The 21,013-nt window shown below is 37.6% G+C and carries 18 protein-coding genes; 1 reads left to right on the forward strand and 17 read right to left on the reverse strand.

The genetic code is table 11. From position 1 onward, the window contains the following. Nucleotides 1–66: 66 nt before the first annotated feature. From AC1FXZ_RS06320 to AC1FXZ_RS06345, 6 genes are all read right to left on the reverse strand, one after another. Nucleotides 67–1,068, reverse strand: a complete 1,002-nt coding sequence (locus AC1FXZ_RS06320) for an LLM class flavin-dependent oxidoreductase (protein ID WP_480051862.1) — start codon at nucleotides 1,066–1,068, stop codon at nucleotides 67–69. A gap of 220 nt (nucleotides 1,069–1,288) precedes the next feature. Next, a complete protein-coding gene (locus AC1FXZ_RS06325; RefSeq protein ID WP_480051863.1) occupies nucleotides 1,289–2,263 on the reverse strand; it encodes a bile acid:sodium symporter family protein in 975 nt (324 codons plus the stop codon). A gap of 175 nt (nucleotides 2,264–2,438) precedes the next feature. Beyond that, nucleotides 2,439–3,401 carry a formylglycine-generating enzyme family protein gene (locus AC1FXZ_RS06330; protein WP_480051864.1) on the reverse strand — a complete coding sequence of 321 codons (963 nt, stop codon included), beginning with the start codon at nucleotides 3,399–3,401 and terminating at the stop codon, nucleotides 2,439–2,441. A 168-nt stretch (nucleotides 3,402–3,569) separates the two neighbouring features. Further along, complete coding sequence (locus AC1FXZ_RS06335; protein ID WP_480051865.1) at nucleotides 3,570–4,469, reverse strand: DMT family transporter; 900 nt, start codon at nucleotides 4,467–4,469, stop codon at nucleotides 3,570–3,572. An 872-nt stretch (nucleotides 4,470–5,341) separates the two neighbouring features. Further along, nucleotides 5,342–6,124 carry a dioxygenase family protein gene (locus AC1FXZ_RS06340; protein WP_480051866.1) on the reverse strand — a complete coding sequence of 261 codons (783 nt, stop codon included), beginning with the start codon at nucleotides 6,122–6,124 and terminating at the stop codon, nucleotides 5,342–5,344. Between the two features lie 322 nt (nucleotides 6,125–6,446). Beyond that, nucleotides 6,447–7,733: a DUF2254 domain-containing protein gene (locus tag AC1FXZ_RS06345; RefSeq protein WP_480051867.1), complete on the reverse strand. Its 1,287-nt coding sequence runs from the start codon at nucleotides 7,731–7,733 to the stop codon at nucleotides 6,447–6,449. 214 nt (nucleotides 7,734–7,947) lie between these two features. Here AC1FXZ_RS06345 and AC1FXZ_RS06350 point away from each other — a divergent pair, with 214 nt between their 5' ends. Continuing rightward, nucleotides 7,948–8,103, forward strand: coding sequence for a hypothetical protein (locus tag AC1FXZ_RS06350; RefSeq protein WP_480051868.1), 156 nt, complete (start codon nucleotides 7,948–7,950; stop codon nucleotides 8,101–8,103). Nucleotides 8,104–8,268: 165 nt separating this feature from the next. Here AC1FXZ_RS06350 and AC1FXZ_RS06355 read toward each other — a convergent pair whose 3' ends face one another. From AC1FXZ_RS06355 to AC1FXZ_RS06405, 11 genes are all read right to left on the reverse strand, one after another. Next, a complete protein-coding gene (locus tag AC1FXZ_RS06355) occupies nucleotides 8,269–10,506 on the reverse strand; it encodes a sensor histidine kinase (RefSeq protein ID WP_480051869.1) in 2,238 nt (745 codons plus the stop codon). Between the two features lie 401 nt (nucleotides 10,507–10,907). After that, the gene (locus AC1FXZ_RS06360; protein ID WP_480051870.1) at nucleotides 10,908–11,918 is read right to left on the reverse strand and encodes a DNA cytosine methyltransferase; all 1,011 of its coding nucleotides are present in this window, start codon (nucleotides 11,916–11,918) and stop codon (nucleotides 10,908–10,910) included. A gap of 384 nt (nucleotides 11,919–12,302) precedes the next feature. Then, nucleotides 12,303–13,040 carry an SDR family NAD(P)-dependent oxidoreductase gene (locus tag AC1FXZ_RS06365; RefSeq protein WP_480051871.1) on the reverse strand — a complete coding sequence of 246 codons (738 nt, stop codon included), beginning with the start codon at nucleotides 13,038–13,040 and terminating at the stop codon, nucleotides 12,303–12,305. Between the two features lie 95 nt (nucleotides 13,041–13,135). After that, nucleotides 13,136–14,557, reverse strand: a complete 1,422-nt coding sequence (locus AC1FXZ_RS06370) for an FAD-dependent oxidoreductase (protein ID WP_480051872.1) — start codon at nucleotides 14,555–14,557, stop codon at nucleotides 13,136–13,138. Between the two features lie 62 nt (nucleotides 14,558–14,619). Next, a complete protein-coding gene (locus AC1FXZ_RS06375; RefSeq protein WP_480051873.1) occupies nucleotides 14,620–15,606 on the reverse strand; it encodes an electron transfer flavoprotein subunit alpha/FixB family protein in 987 nt (328 codons plus the stop codon). A gap of 13 nt (nucleotides 15,607–15,619) precedes the next feature. After that, nucleotides 15,620–16,417: an electron transfer flavoprotein subunit beta/FixA family protein gene (locus AC1FXZ_RS06380; RefSeq protein WP_480051874.1), complete on the reverse strand. Its 798-nt coding sequence runs from the start codon at nucleotides 16,415–16,417 to the stop codon at nucleotides 15,620–15,622. Between the two features lie 49 nt (nucleotides 16,418–16,466). Further along, nucleotides 16,467–17,327 carry an aspartate/glutamate racemase family protein gene (locus AC1FXZ_RS06385; protein ID WP_480051875.1) on the reverse strand — a complete coding sequence of 287 codons (861 nt, stop codon included), beginning with the start codon at nucleotides 17,325–17,327 and terminating at the stop codon, nucleotides 16,467–16,469. A gap of 33 nt (nucleotides 17,328–17,360) precedes the next feature. Then, entirely contained in the window at nucleotides 17,361–18,740 is a 1,380-nt protein-coding gene (locus tag AC1FXZ_RS06390; protein WP_480051876.1) for an FAD-dependent oxidoreductase, read from the reverse strand. 15 nt (nucleotides 18,741–18,755) lie between these two features. After that, the gene (locus AC1FXZ_RS06395; RefSeq protein ID WP_480051877.1) at nucleotides 18,756–19,184 is read right to left on the reverse strand and encodes a GlcG/HbpS family heme-binding protein; all 429 of its coding nucleotides are present in this window, start codon (nucleotides 19,182–19,184) and stop codon (nucleotides 18,756–18,758) included. A gap of 22 nt (nucleotides 19,185–19,206) precedes the next feature. Further along, nucleotides 19,207–20,085 carry an isocitrate lyase/PEP mutase family protein gene (locus AC1FXZ_RS06400; protein ID WP_480051878.1) on the reverse strand — a complete coding sequence of 293 codons (879 nt, stop codon included), beginning with the start codon at nucleotides 20,083–20,085 and terminating at the stop codon, nucleotides 19,207–19,209. A gap of 55 nt (nucleotides 20,086–20,140) precedes the next feature. Continuing rightward, nucleotides 20,141–20,989, reverse strand: a complete 849-nt coding sequence (locus AC1FXZ_RS06405) for an adenylyltransferase/cytidyltransferase family protein (RefSeq protein ID WP_480051879.1) — start codon at nucleotides 20,987–20,989, stop codon at nucleotides 20,141–20,143. Nucleotides 20,990–21,013 lie beyond the last annotated feature (24 nt).

Below are 21,013 nucleotides of genomic sequence, written 5' to 3' on the forward strand. Positions count from 1 at the left end.
AAGATCGACAAAGAAATAGACCCTATCATTATCCTCAGATAGGGTCTATCTTTTTATCATAAAATCTTATTTATCATCGACCACTTGTTTTAAGATTTCATATGAACGTTTTTGTTTATCAGGATCATAAATATAGGATACAACCATGATTTCGTTGACGGCATATTTTTCTTGAAAACTTGTTAACTGTTTGCGTATTGAATCTTTACTTCCAAGCAATGTAACACTGGACATCGAGGTTGCCATTGCCTTTTCAGTCGGACTCCAGATCTGATCCATATTCTCAACTGGAGGACTTAGTGGCGTCTGCGAACCACGTACCACATTCAAGAAAAATTGTTGCATTGTTGTCGACTCAAATTGAGCCTCTTCATCACTTTCAGCTGCAATTACATTAAGACATACAGTCATATGTGGAACATCCAAATGCTCAGATGGCTGAAACCTGCTCCGATATATTGAGATAGCTTCTTCCATGTATCTTGGAGCAAAATGAGAGGCAAATACATACGGCAAACCTAATTTTGCCGCTAAAAAAGCTGAATCTGTCGAAGAACCTAGAATATAGATCGGGACATTCGTTTCAACACCAGGATACGCCTTTACAACCCCTTGATCCTCTTTCGCTCCAAAGTACGTAAGCAATGCTTTCACATCCTCCGGAAAGGTGAAGACGGAATCATTTTGAGATCGTCTAAGAGCACTCGCTGTTTTCATATCAGTACCAGGTGCCCGTCCAAGCCCTAAGTCCACTCGACCTGGATACATAGTTGCCATCGTCCCAAATTGCTCGGCAACTACCAAAGGGGAATGATTAGGGAGCATAATCCCACCAGATCCAACACGGATTTTTTCTGTATGTTCTAACGTATGTTTAATTAGAATAGACGTAGCTGAACTCACTAATGTTGGCGTATTATGGTGCTCAGCAATCCAATATCGAGAGTAACCCATTTTTTCAGTTGCTTGCGCTAATTCAACCATTGCAGCAATGGCTTCATTAGCTCCCTGCCCTTGTCGAATGGGGGCAAGATTTAAAACTGAAACAGGAATGTGTATATTAGACATGTAAATTGGTCCTTTCTTAATGAAGATTCAATATTATAGTAACAGGTAAACCATTGGAAACAAACTCAAATGCTTCGGTCGGTATATAATGTAATATAGGATAAATAGACTTCATTGCGCATCATGCAATCCTCAACAACAGAAGGCTTAGTGAGTTTGAATTCCCCTAAGCCTTCCATAAAGCTATGTTTTTTATCAAAAAACATAGAAAGTAGATATATTAACTCACTACACTTTTATACTCTCTTTTCTCCTCTATTTCTTTCTTTTTTAAGTATTTTGAAAGAATCTTACCATAATTTGCGGCTAGTACTTGTTGAAATAACGTCCCTGTAACAACCGGTACAGATACCTGGGGAGGAAAATATAACATAGCTATCGTTGCTCCGACACTAATATTTCGCATTCCACAATTAAAAAGTAAACTTATAACAACATCGTTTTTTAATTTTAACAACTTAGCTGCTACAGCACCTAATAAATAGCCTATAGATGACAGAAAAAAGACAGCCACAACAATTTTAAGCATGTTCCAATCAAACGAAATAACTGGTGCTGCAACGGAACTATTGATTGCAATGACGAAAAGTAGGCCCATTTTTGAAAAAGGAGCAAAGATCGACTTTACATTTTCAGCCTTCAAAAAGGGAAGATAAGTCAACATAATTCCAAGTAATGAAGGAACCACGATCATAAATACTAAATTTTTCATTAAGCTCAATGTGTCAAAATCTACACTAGCACCGACGAATAAATCCAGCGTCATTGGAATAAGCAATGGTGATAGTAAGGTGTTGAGTAACACAATTACGATCGTCACCGAAGTATTACCTTGGTATATAGACACCCACATCATACTAATCACACCAGTAGGAATAACAAAAGCAACCATTAATCCGACAATCGTCAATGGGTCCGACCAAAAAAACAGGCGCCCAATAGCGAAAGTGATTGATGGTATGACCACTTGAATGATTACTAAAGAAAGAAGAATTGGACCAGGATGTAACAGGGCTTCTTTCAATTTACCGAATTTAACCCCAAGACTACTCGTTAATGTAATAAAAGCGAAAATCCATGGTACAACCATCACCCAAGAGTCTAACAAACTCGCCATCACTAAGCCCACAACCACACTTAGAGGCGTCAAATAAGGCATTTTTCTTTCTAATAAAACATTAATTTCTTGTAACATATACGTCCCCTAGCTCCTGACATTTTCATAATAGAAATTATACATCAACATTCGAGAAGGTATATACTATTTAGAATTTACATCATAATCCCAACGAAGTGCATTGTTTGATAATAGTAAAAAAGAAGGCTCTCTGAAAGAACCTTCTCGAAATTAAGTTATGATATTAATTCCATTACAAATCAACTACACAACGGAAGCCCATATGCCCGGACGAGCTGTCAGGTGTATTAGATGTTCGAGCGGCCACCCTATACCTGTTACAATAAGATTTATGACATAAGTACGACCCTCCACGAATCACGCGACTTTGGCCTGAATCGGGTCCTTTTGGGTTTATAGAACCTCCTCGTTTGTCACTGTTAGGTGTAAACCAATCGGAACACCATTCCCATACATTCCCAGAAACATTATAAAGCCCGTACCCATTTTTAAAATATGATTTGACTGGAGCGGTCGATGCAAAGCCATCGTCCATGTCATTTTGCAAAGGAAACTTCCCTTGCCAAATATTACATTGATGGACTCCATTTGGTAGTAATTCATCGCCCCACGGATACTTTTTCTGTTCTAATCCACCACGAGCTGCAAACTCCCACTCCGCTTCAGTTGGAAGGCGTTTTCCTGCCCATTTACAATATTGCTGAGCATCATTCCACGAAATATGAACAACAGGATGGTTTAACCGATTATCAATGGAAGAGTCCGGTCCCTCAGGTTGTTTCCAATACGCTCCTTCAACCACCCACCACCATGGGGTGGACTGTACTTGCTGTGTGACTGTCTCCTTAGTCTTCTCACTCACAAACTGATAAAAGACGAATGACCATCCAAATTGTTCAGCTTCGGTTTTGTAAGAAGTCTCATTTACAAATTGTTGAAATTGTTCGTTTGTAACCGTATCAGCACCTATATAGAACGGATCTACTGTAATTTCTCTAACTGAACCTTCTCCATCAGCGACAAAACCATCTTTGTCACTCGTTCCCATTAAAAAAGTTCCCCCAGGAATGTACACCATATCATCCATAATTACAGTTTGATTAGAAGAGGAAACACGATTGTTATCTTTCACCATCTTTGATTTAAGTTCAATTTCTGACCGATTGGCTGCACAACAACTGTTTGATTTATTCATTCGCTCTAGCCTCCATAATTATAACTAATAAGTTATTTGATAGATTAGTAGTTTAGTTCTATAGTGACTAATGCTCTTTCATTCGTCAATAACATTCAGTTAAGTTACGCTTTGTTGAACGTGGAAAAAAAAGAGAAACCATTTAAATGATTAATTTATCTAAAAAACCTACGCCGTTCTATTCTCATCTTTTACCTTAACTCGGTACATTCTATTTTGTTGATGCAAAAATAAAAATACACCCATTAATGTAAAGAATCCTCCTACTATTTGTAAGCTAATTACTTGCTCCCCTAATAATAAAACAGCTAAAATGGTTGCTCCTACAGGTTCACCTAAAATACTCATTGATATCGTTGTTGTGTTCACATAGTTCAATAACATATTAAAGATGACATGAGCAATTGTCGGAAAAATAGCCAATAATAGAAAAATGCCCCATTCTTGCATTCCATAACCACTAATTTGAATGCCCGCAAAGAGGTTATATAGAATAAGTGTGACTCCAGCAAAGAAGAATACACAAAAGCTATAAACCCAATGAGAAATTTCTTTTACCTTGCTTTGTCCAATTAACAAATAACCGACCACTGCTATTACACTTAAAAAGGAGAGGATATTACCAATAATAACGGATGTACTCCCATGGCCAAAGTCTCCCCATCCAACTAATATGACTCCAATTATAGAAATCCCTATCGGCAAAATAATAGACAAACTTACTCTCTCTTTGTAAAGTAAAAATCCTCCCAACAACGCAATTATTGGCTGCAAAGAAAGGATAATCGTTGAACTTGCTACAGTTGTTAGCTTTAACGAACCAAACCACAAGGCAAAATGCATGGCTAAAAAAACACCGGCGACAGATAAAAATATCCAATCGCGTATTGATAACTTTAAAAATTCTTTCCTTTTCACCGATGCTATTGGCAATAAGAATAGACAAGCTAAACTCATGCGATACATGCTAATGATAGTGGCAGGTGCTTCAGACCACTTCACAAATATCGCCGCAAATGAAATGGCAATGATTGAAATAGTTAATAATAATCCTACAGACTTTTTCATAACTCCTCCCGATATAAGTTATAACACGTTCCTTGCTCACGAACAATTGCCCTTTATCTTAAAGGTATCATTTCGGTTTAAAAATGTAATTTATTTATTTTACATATACTTACATTTTTTCAAACCTATTGGTAGAACCTAATAGCGTATTAATATAATTACATTTGAAAGGATTAAATTATGAGACATATCATTCTATGCACACTCCTTATTTGGTTAAATTACCGGCAGCAAACTTGGAGGATTTTACCTGAATTTAAAAAAGCTTTGATTTACCTTACATTAATTAACTCTTCTTATTACTACTTTTTTAAAAATCGGATCCTTTGGGAGTTACAGTCAGATAGCTTAAGTTTAAAGGAGCTACGAGTAGTACACATCTTCTTCATCACACCTTTAGTATTCTTACTGTGTATGGCGAATTTCCCTAGAGACAACTTGCAATTACAAATCAGACATATTTTAAAATGGTCTTTCAAGAGCGCTACAATTGAATTCTTAGGTCTAAATTATAAAATGATTTATTTTAAAAATGGTTGGAATATATTTTGGTCATGGGTAATCTGGAACCTTCTCTTTACATTTGGTTATGCATATTCAAGAAAACCCTTACATGTCTGGGTCCTTACTGTCCCCGCCTTATTATTCTTTTTACTGAAATTTAAAGCATCGTGGAGAAGAATTATGTTACTAGGCCCTATCGTATTCTTATTAAGAAGGGTGAAAATACCACAAATCCAAAATGCTTTTTAATCTTTAAATACCTTATTCGGAAAAAACAATAATTGACTAAGTTTACATATCACTTAATGAGTAAGAAGAGGTTCAACTTATGTTGAACCTCTTCTTGGTTTTTACTGTTTTATATTCTATTAACCAAATTGCCACACACTGTGACTTAAGTTTCCATATCGGTAACTGCGATGCAATAACTTTGCTGTCTGTTGATCATCTGCTGCTCCCATAGCATAAAAAATCGGGACAAAATGTTCATTACCATATGGTGGTACAGCCACGTTAGCATTAGGAGCTAACGTTTGATAGTTAAAAAGGGATTCAAGGTCCCAACTTTTCATTTCTTTCGAAAGCCACTCTTCAAAATCATGTGCCCATTCATCAATTCCCTTATTATCTTTCGCCCAATTCAAAGCTCTCAAATTGTGCACCGTTCCTCCACTTCCGATGATAAGAACGTTTTTCTTCCTCAACTCTGATAACGATCTTCCAACCCTGTACTGCTCCTCAGGTGACAGATGTGGATTAATAGACATTGAGATAACGGGGATATCAGCATTTGGGTAAAGCAATCTTAGAACTACCCAAGCTCCGTGGTCTAATCCACGTTTTGTCTCAACTTCATAAGGTACCTTCTCTTTTGTGAACAATTTTTCTATTTCTTGTGTTATCTCTACATTTCCTTTTGCTGGATATTGAATACGGTATAATTCTTCCGGAAAGCCTCCAAAATCATAAATTGTTTCGTACTCATCAACTCGACTTACTTTTTGAACTCCAGACTCCCAATGGGCTGAGAATAAAATAATTGCTTTCGGTTTTGGAAATGTATCTCCTAATTGAGCTAAAAACTGTGTGTATTCATTGTTTTCAATTGCAAGTAACGGCGCTCCATGAGCAATAAAAAAAGATGGAAGCATAAAATCATCTCCTAATTGTTATCCAATTCACATTTTCCACTAAAAAACACTCACGAATACAATAAAATATAAAGTGCCCAATCTTTTGTTTCTTAATATGAATATTAATTATCTATAAGATAACAATCTCTCTTTAGATTGTCAATTACCTCTTCCCTCAGATAGTAATAAATTTCCTATTACGAAACTTTTGAAAAATCGTTATGTTGACAGTTCAACCCATTTTTAAGCTATTCTTATGCTGAACTTCAACTTAAAAAAGTGATCAACGCAGTTGATCACTTTTCCTGAATCATCCTATAAGACCTAAATATACTTACTTTTACCCTACCGTCAACTCACGCAAAGATTCTACCTTCTCATTCAAGTACTGCAAATCTAATTCTTGGCATACTTCTTTATTGAAACTATTGTACAAATACCTGCTGAAAACCCATATTTTCTTCCTAATATTTTCGTTATTTCCCTCTGCGATAAGTATCAATGCTTCATAAGTAGCAAACATGATCGACGTATCATCTCGCCCATAATGACAAATTTGATAAAAAGTGTCGTACAATAATTCTTCCACTGTTTTTTTCGGGGCAAACACTCTCACTCTCCCGTCAACTGCGTAAAGGATATAGCTTCCATCCTGTTTACATTCCGTTTCAAGTAGTTTTCCGATGTGAAGGATTCCATCAATTGCTGTGTTCGGATCATTAATCCCTGGAGATAAAGCGCGCAATGTCACTTCAACAATTTTCTGTACACCGAAGTCAACATCTTGTAATAGTGTGCGGTCATTACCTAGCTCGATGAACTTATGCAAATCCACACGTGGTTTTTCCTTTTGATAATAAAGATTAAACAACACTTTATTTGTATTAACAAAAGTCCCGATCGTCGGAACAATTTCTATAACTAAGTCATGCTTTTTAGCTATTTTTAGCAATTGATCATATTGAATGAGTTGAACATAACCAAACGTCCTAGTCCTTACTTCAACAACCTTTAGGTTACTCAGCTGCAAACGAGGTTTATCATTCGAAATCGTAACAACTTCATCTTTCACATTTGATTTAATTCGATCATGAGCTGTTTTTAATGTCTGGTGAGTCAAATCACTAATTAATTTATTCACTTGGATTGAGGTGGCAACATGATGAATGAAATACGCAAAGAATGCTAGACAAACAATTGAAAACAAAACTCCAATTGAACCTGCTATCACTTCATGCTCCAAGTCCTCCCTCATGAAAAGCAATGAAAGGATTGAGTACATGAAACCACCCATATAAATCCCCAGAACTCTCATCGTTACTCGATTTGTTACAAAATCAACGAGCGTTCTCGGTGAAAACTGTGAAGAATATGTAGTTAAGACAACCGTAATAGTAGAAAAGGTAATTGTAATCATCGTTAATAAAGCAGCCGCAATAGTTCCTAATATCGTCTGTGCTAAATCAACACTAATTAATAATGTCGATGGAATCGCATTTTCTACTTTCTCTCCATGGACTGTATCTACCCAAATCACAACAATCGCTAAAACTGAAGCGATCAAACAATATGCACTTGGAAGGAACCAGATGTTCTTTTTCACTTTCAAGATCAGGTTGTAAAACAAAGACACCCACCTCTTTTTAGCGAAGCTGTTCCATTAATATATCCATTTTATGATAAGTTATTAGTATCTGATCTCTCTGATCTTTCTATGCTATTAATTTCAAACGTGCTAAAACCCCTTCATAATGTGAATTATTACTAAAATGAAAAATACGTAAATTTCTTTTTCTTGCACATATTAAAAATAATACTTTAAAAGCGAGGTGTGATACACTATGTCTAAACAAGGAAGACAAAAAAAGGATCAAACAAGAGAGCAAATCGAGAAACAAGATCAAAAAAATGATGTCGAATTAGGCAATGAGTTTCAAATTGGAAATTCAAGCTCACAAAGCCAAAAAAAGAGTGGCCGTCAAGCAAACAAAAAATAACCTCGAACCCGAGGTTATTTTACATTTTCTTACTCTTTTAATCAGATTGAATTCTCTCACTTTTTCAACGTTTTCCACAAATGTTTGCTTCTGATCCGTTTCGTTTCTATCTAAAATTCGAGTGGAAATTCTCATAAATGAAGAGGTTTACTTTTAAAACAGCGATTATTCATCTATGCTTCCAGCTGATGGCAATGTTATTTTGAAACAAGTCCCTACTTTGTCTGACGAGACCAATTCAATCGTCCCATCGTGACTTTCAATAATTCTTTTGATTATGGTTAAACCAAGCCCCGTACCTGTGTCTTTACTACTTACAAAAGGTTCAAACAAGTTAGATTGTATTTCCTCATGAATCCCCTTACCATCATCTTTTATGAAGATGTGTACTTTATTCTGATCAAGCTTAGAAGAGATTACAATCTCACCTTTTTCTTCCATAGCTTCGACGCTATTTATAATGAGATTTAGAAACACTTGCTTCATTTGATCAACATCAATACATAATATATGAGGTTGTAAATTAATTCGAATGAGAATGTTAGACGAGTATTTAGCATGAATGAAAGGTATAATTTCCTCTAATAGATCCTCTAAATAAGCCCTTTTCAAATTCAAACTAGGCTTAGCTAACATTAGCATATCTTTTGCTAGGGTATTAATTCGATCAATTTCCTTCAATATAAGTACCGTATGATATTTATTACGATCTTGCACGGAGAATTCAGTATTCATTAATTGAATAAATCCTTGAATAACAGATAAAGGGTTTTTGATTTCATGAGCAGCTTTCGAAGCTAATTCACCAGCTAATGCTAGTTTTTCTGTATGGAGGATTCTATTTTCTAACTTATCCATTTCTGATACATCAACGAAATAAAAGATTCTCCCAATGATCTCGTTCTTCTCCTCAACAAAAGGAGATTGAGAAACTAAAAAAACATACGATCTCTCTCCTGTTATAAATGATACTTTTCTATTAAGAAAGAAGTTTTTGGAACTAAACAAACTCCAAAATTCAGTATTTGCACCTAAATTATATGGCTCCCTGTAGATTTTTTTGATCTCTTCCTCGTCTAAAGATAGTAACTCTTTTGCTCTCACATTGATTTCTATCTCACTATCTCGATTATGCACTGTCATAATCCCTATTGGAATAGAAGCTAAAATTTGTTCACGAAATAACTTTTCGTTTGATAACTTTTCAAAAGATTGGCGCAAACTTAAGGACATTTCATTTACAGACTCTGTAAGTTGTTTAAATTCATATTGTTCATTAGAAACATTAACAAATCCATATTCCCCTTTAGAGATTCTCTCTACTTTCCTTACAATTCTATCAATACTTTGATAAATCCGTTTAAAAAATTCGGTTGTAATCATATATAGGACAAGTAATGAAACAAATCCTGTTATACCAATTAAGATTGATTGGCGAATTAAAGGTTCAGTCATTTTCCCATAGTCAAAAGCAATATAAATAACCTGATTGTTTTCTATCGGAAGAAACACTTTATACAACTTCTTTCCATTAATCCGTTGAACATATGCTGTCTTTTCAGGTTCTAAAACCATACTTTCTAACACTTCAATATCCTCATCACTTTGGTAGTCAAATGTACCATGCAAAATTTGCTTTAGTGGAGGATACAATTGATCTTGTAATAATGGATCAGCAAAAACCTTAGGATTTAAAATGGCGACTTCATCTAAATAAGGGTTGTCGATTTTCATTTGCGCAATCGAAGAACTAGGCCCGACTTCATTTAACAGCTTCTCAACCTCGTCTACTTCTAAATAAGTACTAATAAAATATGAAGCGCCTGGTGGACGATAATAACTGTATTTAAAGAAAGCGACTTCATCTTGATGGGATCCGGATTGAGCAATAGGAAGAACCAAAATGTTGTTATCTACAAATGTTGCTCCCTCTACATACGGTTTGCCTCCATTTAAAAAGGTATCCACCGTATCATAAAATCCAAATTCCCTCGAACTAAATCCAATCTCCTTTGGATCTGTAGCTAAAACACCAACTATATCGTCACCTTTTCTTGCAAACAAAGTGATCCCAGCTACCTCCAACTCTTCCTTTATTTCTATTAAATGTTTGTTTGTTAATTCATTTACATTTTTTCCTTTTAACTTCTCCACTATATGTTTTGCTATGGAAATGAGTCTTTGGTCAATTTGATTTTCTAAGGATTTTGCTGCTAGATTCATATTTTCAAACTCACGCTCAATATTTTGTCCAACTAAGGTTGCTCGCTTATCTACTTCACGATTAATACTTTGATTAGTAAAATACAATTGGCTAGCTCCGAATAAGCTCACTACTATTACTAACGCGAGAAAAACCCGTCGTAAAAAGAATGTTTTTAACGTAGCACGTTTTTTAAACATAAAAAGTCCTTTCCTTATCTCACTAATAAATCCTCTGTCAAAACTAGTTGTTTTTCGTATTGTTTTCCTATTACGTTAAATTATATCATGTTAAAGTTCATAGATTTGAAAATAAAAAATAAACATTAATAGGCTCTAAGCAATTAGCAAGAACCATATCTATCCACATTTGCGAGCACTGTACAATCTATATAGATATAGTTTCTTCTTATCTAGACTGCATTGCACTTGTATTATCTGTCCTTTTTCTATACTCGAAAGCAATGGAATGCCAAAAAAGATGACTCCCGTACTACTGGAGTCATCTTTTTTGGTGGCCTAATCTTCAAAGGGTTTGTAGTGAACTGTCCATAAATAAGAGCTCAGTTCATTACGTCGTATAAAGGAGGCCTTTCGAATGATCAACTGACAACTTTTATTTCATTCTTCACTACCTCTAGCATCCTTACCATCTCTTTTATAAGTAGCGAGATTACCGGAACAACAACACTATTGCCAATTTGTTTATACGTTTGTTGGTTATTCGGCTTAATTTTGTATGTGCTCGGAAACCCCATAATTTGTAAGCATTCTCTTTCTGTCAATTTGCGCTTGTATTTTACTAGTACCGGAATGTTATTACCACCGGTACCCATTTTCGCTGTTAAACAAGGTGAAATGCCTGTTGTGCTAAAATGGCATCGCGAAGGTCTAATATCATTGGCAATCATCACATGCGCCGGATTAAACCTTGGACCTTCTAAAAATTTCGGTTTGAATTTTTCAATATTTCGTAGTGCTGTTTCGGTAATCTTATAATCTTCTATCTCTTTTTTTTCAATGATCTCATTAATCGTATAGTCTAACGGACGTTCTTCAGGGAAATGATAGAAGTGTTTATTTTCACTAGTATCAGAGTCAAACGTGATCTCTAAATCCTTCCGAAAACCAATGCAATACCATCTGTCACGATTTTGTGGTACGCCATACTTCTTCGCATTCATCACCTTATGTGAAGCGACATATCCGAGCTCGTCCAAAGTATTCATTATGGTTGTAAGCGTATTTCCCCCATCGTGATTCACAAGTCCGGCAACATTTTCTAAAATAAACGCTTCAGGCTGCTTGTCTTTTAAAATCCGTGCAACTTCAAAAAATAACGTACCTCGGGTATCCTCAAATCCCTTTCGTAATCCAGCGATTGAAAAAGGCTGACAAGGAAACCCCGCGCATAAAATATTATGATCAGGAATATCCAGTGAAGCCACTTGCGTAATGTCTCCTGAAGGCTCTTCCCCAAAATTCATCGCATACGTTTCTTTCGCATACTTATCAATCTCAGAAGAAAACACACACTGAGCACCAGCGTCTTCAAGTGCGATTCGAAATCCACCCAAACCTGAAAACAAATCTATAAATTTTAAATCATTCATTCATCCATCCTCCAATGGCATATCCCCTAACCAACTAGAAAAAACGACCATTCAGTAATCACCCAAAAAGACGCTTTCTCATAATAGTTTATAATATTTACTTACATGCGTCAACACAAACAAGAACATTAGTTCGGTACCTATTTTACAAAGTTGCACACCCTTATCTTATTAATCCACCTTAAAATTCCTAATTAAACCCCTCTCCATTTTCAGTATTTTATTTAATACAAGAATAAGCTACAGATTATATAGAAAGTTAAAGATTGAGTGAATTCTCGCTTAATCGGACTATTATAAAGGCTATGTTGAATTTCAGAATATAGAGAGAGGAATTTATGAATTGTTACTTCACATAGTTATATTAGTAGTTTTCTATCAGACCTATAAATTAACAGGCCGACCGTTTCCAAATGCTTCAATGGCAGTTGCGGTTATCGCTTTTGATTTAGGTAAGCATACATCAACAACAATATTTGCTATATCGATAGGCTGTAACCAATTATCTTTATTGATGCCATCTGCAAGACCCTCCATAATTTTCGTATCAGCTGGCCCCGGACATACTGCATTCACCCTAACATTATATGGTTTCATCTCTTCACCTAACGCTTTTGTAAAGCCAATTACGGCCGTTTTTGAAGTAATATAAGCACTTCTGTCAGGACCACCTTTTGTCCCCCAAATTGAAGAAATGTTTACGATGGTTCCGGCATTTCTCTCAACCATTTTTGGCAATACAGCACGTGTGCATAAATAGGCACCTCGTACGTTTACTTCTTGCACAAAGTCCCATTCCTCTACACTTGTATCAAGGAATGGTTTTAAACTCATAACACCAGCGTTATTAATAAGGATATCAACTACTCCCAACTTCTCTTGTATTTCTTTGACGGCTTCGTTAATTTCCACTTCTCTACGAACATCCCCTATTAGAGGAATCGCTTCACCTCCAATTTCTTCAGTTATATAGTTAGCCGTATCTTTACTTTCGTGAGGGCAATCAGAAAAAACACCTACTTTCGCACCGTGCTTTGCCAATAAAATACAAGTTTCTCTGCCAATTCCTCTTCCGCCTCCAGTTACTAATGCTACCTTGTTTTTTAGTTCCAAGCGTCTCATCCTCTCATGATATACTTCTTTTTCACCTAAGAAAGAACTCGGAGGGAGTCCGATTTCGTTCGGTTCTCCCTTTATGGAAAAACATTTTGTTTTATTTACACTTCTAATTTATTTGGACTGCAAACATACGAAACAGCGTGCTCACCTGAACGACGACCAAATACCAATCCTCGCAGAACAGATGTCCCCCCAGGGTATTTCCCATAGTAGAGACCTGCCGTCTCACCTACAGCGTATAAACCGGGAATCGGATAGTTATCTTGAGAAAGAACTCGCCCATCAGTATCTGTAGCAAGACCACCATTTGTAAATACATTCGAACAAACGATTGGATAAGCAATAAATGGCGCTTTATCAATTGTTATTGCCCAGTTAGATTTCGGTGGTGTAATCCCTACAGCTTGTTTACCGTCCTTCTTATCCCATTGAAATTCACCTGGCTGTACTGCCTTGTTGAACGAATCAACGGTCGCTTTTAACTGGCCTTTTGATATGCCGAGTTTCTCAGCTAACTCTTCAATTGTCTCAGCGACAATTGCAGGTTTATCAGTTTCCAACGCCTGCTCATAATTAGGGATATCATACATTTTTTGGTCACTAATCATATACGCAATATGGTCTGGTAACTCGTAAAAGATTTGTCGTGCGACGGCTTCGTACTGTTCGTCTATTGTTGTGCTCCCCTCATCAACAAAACGATTACCGTTTTTATCTACTAAAATAGCATAAGGAAAGGTCATAACAGCTGCTTCCTCACGCTTACTTCTAGGATCAACTGGTTCAGCATGGAAGGAATCAAACTGCCCAGCCCCTTTGGCTCCTATATTGATCGCAGCACGAATTGCTTCACCTTTATTAAACAAGCCCCCCTCACACACTGTCCGTATTGTGTGAGCATCTCTACCGATGTACTTTGACATCATTTCTTGATTTCCTTGGAATCCCCCTGTCGCTAGAATAACGGATCCCACATTTAACTGAAGTGAAGAACCACCTTTGATTCTTACTTTTAGCCCGTTTATCGCACCATCTTCATCAAGCAACATATCCCACACCGTAGCCTCATAAATGATTTCAACTCCAAGTACACTCGCTCGACGAGACAATGTGTCAATAATAGCGCGCCCGCCACCGACAGGTAGTAAACGAGGCTTTGATGAAGTTAAGAACATCGTTGGTAAATAGTCGAAATCTACTCCTTTATCCTCCACCCACCTAAGTGTCCTACCCGCATTTTCAGCAAGGGTTTCAATGTAACTTTTGTCAGAGTAATTACTGGAAAAAGCCATCATATCTTCTACAAAGTTATCAGCAACTTCGTCGATATTCTTCATTCGCATGTAGGCAGCCGTCCAGCGTGAATTACCTCCTCTATGATCAAAATCAGCGCGTTCTAGTAATGCAATTTTAAGGTCTTTTCCTTCTTTTTTTGCCGACTCTGCTGCAGATAATGCAGCAGCAGTTCCAGCAACTCCACACCCAATTACAACAATGTCATAATCTAATTCTCTTCCCATGTCTATGTCCCCCTTAGCGACCAAATATTTTGAATACTCAGATAACTTATTCGACATGCTTTTTACTGTTTTATTCCTAAATTCGTTTTGAGCTCCTGTGTAAGAGATGGAATAACAGTTTTATAGTCTGCCACAACCCCAACATTTGCTCGTTTAAAAATAGGAGCTTCTGCATCCTTATTGATTGCAATTACTGTTTTCGCATTAGTAATTCCAGATAGATGTTGACTAGCTCCCGATATACCTACGGCAATGTATAAGTCCGGGGCAACTACTGCTCCAGTCTGTCCAACTTGTAAATTCGTTGGAACCCAGCCAGCGTCACACGCAGCTCTAGAAGCACCTACTACACCACCAAGTACATCTGCTAGAGCCTGAAGCTCATTAAATCCATTGCGTTCTCCTATTCCTTTTCCACCTGAGACAATGATCCTAGCGTCTTCAAGTCTAATACCTGATAAACTAGATTCAATCCTCTCTACAAGTTTCGTAACAACTACTGTATTTAAAACCCCATCCAGTTGTATGATCTCACCTGTTTTGGTTTCATCAGGGATCGCTTGTTCATTACTCTTTGGCCTAATGCCAACGACTACTTTCTTTCTAGCGACCGTATATTCTCCGAATGCCTTATCACCAAAAATCGGACGAACCCACTTTAGTTGGTTATTCTCAAAATTGAAATCGGTAACTTCTGTAATGGCAGCAGCAGATAGACGAGTAGCTATGCGACCAATAAGATCTTTTCCTTTTCTATCAAAAGGAGAAATAAAAATATCAGCTTCCGATTGTTGAAATGCCATGCATAAAGCCTCTAAATATACATCTGCTTCATAGTGTTCGAGTAAGGGAGATTCCACAATATAGACTTTGCTCGCTCCACAAGCAATCGCTTCCTTTGCCCCCTCTCCAACTTCTGAACCGACAAGGATTGCTTCAACATTCACGCCGACAGAGTTGGCTAGCCGGCTACCAAATGATAAGGCCTCACGAGCATTCGAACTAAGAGAGCCTCCAAGTTGACTTACATATACAAGTACATTGCCCATGTATTACTACCTCCTACAAAACCTTTAATTCCAACAACTTCTCTGCCAATTCATCGGCAAGTTCCGGTCCTTCTGTACCTGTTAGAATCTCACAAGCAACATCTCGACTAGAAACAAAGACCTTTTCTAGCTTTACAGCAGGCTCACATTTTAGTTGATCTAATCCATCAATATCACTTGCCTCTAATTCTTCGATTACCTTGCTTCTAGCCAGTCGTTTATCTTTAACTTTCGGTAACCGTGGAACATTTTTTTCTGAGCTGAGAATTGTACAAACTGCCGGTGTAGGAACATCAAGTATGTTATACCCATTTTCAGACTCACATGTAACCCTCACACCTTTTCCCTCAGCTACCAAATTTGATACAAGTGTCACACATGGAACCCCAAGTTCTTCAGACATTACAGGCCCAACAAGCCCCTCTTCAATATCACTTGCCTGGTATCCAGTTAAGATCAAATCTGCTCTTCCAACCGTTCTAATTGTTCTTGCGAGAATATGTCCAATGGCCTGGCCATCAAGGTTTTCCCATTCCTCATCCCATACACGAACTGCCTTATCAGCTGTAAAAGCAAGCGCTTTCCGAAGCACATCTTCTGAGTCTTCATCTCCAAGACATAGTACTGTAACTTTTGCTCCTTCAACCTGATCTCTTAATTGAATGGCTGATTCAAGCGCATTCTCAGAATAAGAATCCATTACCATGTCCGAACAATCATCGGTCGGCCGGTTTGTATCGGGATCAATTTTAAAATATCGTTGTGGAATTTCCGGGTCTAAAACCTGTTTTATACACACGACGATATGCATATCTTAATCACCTCTCAATATTTATCTGATTATTCTGAAAATTAAAAGGTCAAGCAATTGGAGAAGAGTTTTTTCTCCCTCTTACCGGTAGACCATGATCACTTTTTCGATCGGGTACGCCGACTAAACCGTAGAGCTCACGTAGTCTTTCAACTGCTTCTGAAGGTGGTTTGGCATTGTAATACCCCCGACGAGTCATATAAACGCCAGAGTTTTTCTGGAGATCAACTAACGACTCACACATTTTTATTGCAGCTGCAAAGGAGTCAATGACAGGAACATCTCCAATTCTAGAAATGCCATGAGTAGCAAGAAACACATTCATTGGCCCTTCACCTGGAACAATCACATCAGCGCCTTCTGAAATTGCCACTTCAGCAGCTTTTTTAAATGAAGTAATGACAGGTTCAGGATTATCAAAGCCAGCTAAGACATCATCGAACCCAGTATCTGTTTGGATAATCGGTCCTATTTTGCTTCCAAGCCCATACCTCTCTGCATTTTGACGGAGTTCATCAGCTAACGGAGCTAAGAAATTAACGACACCTATACGATCACCAAGCATTGACGCCATATGAAAAGAAGCCTGACCGTAACCAACAACTGGAATATCTACAAGCGTGCGTGCCTCTAAAAGGCCGACATCTGGAATTGTTCCGATGAACACTGCATCATACCCTGCAGCCTCAGCAATTAGAGCTGCACGAACAAATTGCTCCCTGTGAAGGTTTTGCAAATATGAATATGTGATAAAGTGTCCAGGATAATTGGTTGGATATGTGTCTTTTGACATTCCGTGTAACACAACCTCTACATCTGCACGGGCGACACGGTCAATATGATTCATAACAGCATCCCGGTAAGGTATCACCGATTCAATGCTGGTCAAACTTTGATGCCAAATTTTCATCATTTATCCTCCTGACAGTAATGATTTAAGCTATTACCTAACTTCCGTTTTTTGCTTTAACGCACCAAGTGCCGCTAAGCGTCCAAAAACTGCACACTTTCCAAGTGAAGTTCCAGTCATATAACCAGCGCCGTGAAACCCTCCAGTAATTTCACCGGCAGCGTACAATCCAGGAATCGGTTCTTTATATGGGTTAAGCACCTGTCCCCTTGTATTTACTACTACTCCAGCGTAAGTTGCAAGCATTGCAACGGTTGACTCGAATGCATAGAAAGGTGCCTTCTCAATAGGTGTAGGGGTTCCGTAATTATGTGTGAGTGTCTTCCGACCGAATTCACTATCTTCGCCATAAAGAATTCCTTCGTTATATGTCCTAATCGTCTCCGTTAATACATCAATGGGTACATCAATACAATCAGCTAGTTCATCTAACGTATCTACTTCATATAAAAGGCGCCGGCGCTTAAGCAATTCAAAGTCATAAAGTGGATCATCCTGGACAGCGTTTTCCATTACGGTTTGATCCCAAACCTGATAGGAAATCCCTTCAGGCTGCTGTAAAGAAGCGTTTCCTAATAACTTATACGAAATGGATTCATTAACAAAACGTTTGCCCAATTGGTTAACCATAATCCCACCTTTGTAAAATGCCAAACCTTGAGACTTTACTGCACTGTTGGCTGTAGGGTGGAACCCGTATGTTCCACTTAAGTATGGTAGATCCATTACCCAAGCTCCATGCTCCCATGCCATTTTTAAGCCATCGCCATGATTCCCATCGCCACCAATTCTTAATGCACCATCAAGTTGAGGTGCAAATAACTTAAGTAGTTCCTCACTTTTTGCGAATCCACCTGAAGCTAATAAGACTCCTTTTAATGCCATGACCTTTTGTCTTTTTCCCTCTGTTTCATAGATTACTTGATCAATTCGTCCATTGTCGTTCTTCACTAGTCTCTTAGCAGGAGCATTCAGACGAACTTTTACATTGGACATTTTCTTTACTTCTCTATATAAAACCTGAATCCCTTGATATGGGTCAATCGTATGCCCTCGTGGAACACTATGGCCACTAACTGCTTGAAGTGTTCGAAACTCGACATCAAGATCTTTAAGCCAATTGTATGTTTCTAGCTGATGTTGACCATATGTTTCTATCAGAGCTTGCTCATTCGCCTGCCCTCCAACCTCTAGCATGTCGCATATAAGCGACTCTGTCGAATCAGCTATCCCTTCTTTTTTTTGCATATCAGTATTAGCAAAAGCCATGTACCCAGAACTAAGGACAGTACTTCCTCCAAGTTCATCTTCCTTCTCAAGAAGCAGGACGCTGGCACCCTGCTTCCCTGCTTCTACGGCCGCACACATGCCAGCTAGACCACCACCTAAAATGATCAAATCACAGGATTCCAATTTTTTTCCACATCCTTACTCTAGGTTTTCTAATACTTTAAGGCCAGCTTCACAAACCTGCATGTCATGCGTATAATGACCTCCACTTACTCCAATACCTCCAACAAGTTCCCCATTCACTTTAATTGGATAACCTCCACCAAAAATAACAAGCCTAGGAGTATGAACAATTCCATGAAGCAATGGAGGGTCATCCTTTAATCGGTCATACCATTCATGGGTCGGTCTATTATAAGCCGCTGCCGAAAAAGCCTTATTTTGAGCGATATCTAAGCTTAATACAGGTGCACCATCCATCGCCTGAAACGCCTTTAAATTCCCTGGTTTATCAACGACCGCAATACTAAAAGGCATACCAAGTTCTTTCCCTTTTTCGTGAGCCGCTTCTAAAATTTTATTTGCCAATTCTAAACTAATATTTTTACTTTCTACATGAGTTTTCATAATTTATTACCATCCTTTTTTATTATAAATTTGTATTAAATAAATACTTTTGTTCCCATTTCTTCACTTGATCCAATTGAAAGAGAGACTGCCTTTCTTCCCATGTACAAATTAATTCCTTTATATTTTCTTGTGATCCCTCTTCTTTTAGAATCGTCAATGATTCAGTAATGCCTTTAATCGCCGACCGAAGCGCCGTATTGGCACAAAGCATAACCTTAAAACCAATTTCTTCTGCCTCTTGCAGAGATACAAGTGGAGTTCTTCCTCCTTCTACAAGATTAATAACTTGAGGTATTCCTTTTAATGAGCTTGTTATTTCCTTTAGTTGGTTGATAGTCGTTGGAGCTTCAACAAAGATCATATTAGCTCCGGCTTCCCGATAGGCATGAGCTCTTTCGATTGCATCTTCCATTCCATATACAGCCAATGCATCCGTACGCGCAATGATCGTTAAATTTTCATCCTTTCTTGTGTCGACAATCGCTTTAATTTTATTAACCATTTCTTCCTTCGGGATCACATCTTTCCCATTAAAATGACCACATTTCTTAGGTGAAACTTGATCTTCTATTTGAATCGCTGCTGCCCCAGCTCTTTCAAACTCTCGAATAGTACGCATGACATTGATCGCGTTTCCAAATCCAGTATCGGCATCAACTACGATTGGAATCGTCGTAACGTCAGCCATTCTAGCAACAATATCTACAACCTCCTTTAAAGAAGTTAAACCTACATCTGCCCAGCCTAATTGAGCATTAGATATTCCTGCACCTGTTGCATAAATTGCTTTAAAACCAATCTCTTCGATTAATCTTGCTGACATAGCATCATAAGCACCTGGAAGAATAAAAGACCCTGGTTCATTTAATAACTGTTTAAACTTTTCTGTTTTCGTCATTCGTTCTAATCACCTTTTCTACTGTAATTTCGCTAAAAGATATTATCTATCATTTTTATCCACTACGGATCGAGTAATTCAACGCTGAGTCAATGTAGCCTTTTTTATAACTCATTTGCTTATGCCATGTAATGATTAGTTCACTATTAGAGCGAAGGCTTAATTCACTTTTTAGACTAAACGGAATGATTTCTTTGTTTTCAGTAACAATGACGTTTGCATCTATTGTTTGCAAGTTATTAGAGATAGTAACTTCATACCTTCCTGATGCTGGCAATGTATAAAAAGGTTTTAATTTTATCAATGTACCATCATAAATACATTCCACCTCATATGGACGCCCGAGAAAATCATTCAAATCATTAATATGTCCTTTTAATAGCTTTTCACGAATGCAGGTAGAACTGATTTTCATCCCTTGGCACTCCACCTTTGCAACCTTCGTCACTTCAAGAAGTTCTTTTGAATCACTCTTTAATCGATTCATATCCCCTTCTCCTTTGGAGCCATACGTATAATCAAAACCTGCAACTGCATGAACAACACCAAGATTAAGAATATACTTGGAAACAAACTGTTCGGGGGAAAGGGATGAAAACTCTTTATCGAATTCAACAATGTAAAATGTATCGACTCCCAGTAATTGAAGTGTTTTTTCTTTTCCAGATAAAGGCATTAAGTAGTTCATACGTTTTCTCCCATTTGATAACACTGTTTTTGGGTGTGGAAAAAAACTCATTACTGCTAGAGACAGGCCCTTTTTTTTTCCGAGTGCAAGAGCCGTCTGTATTACTTTTTGGTGCCCTTTATGAACGCCATCAAAAAATCCCAATGCCATGATGCTAGGCTTTGCTTTCGCCTGCCAATAAGAAAGATTATCGGAGTTCAAATAAATCGTTTCCATGCAAATCCCCCTTGCACTTAAAGT

The organism is Halalkalibacter sp. HAAS-P014 (assembly GCF_056619965.1).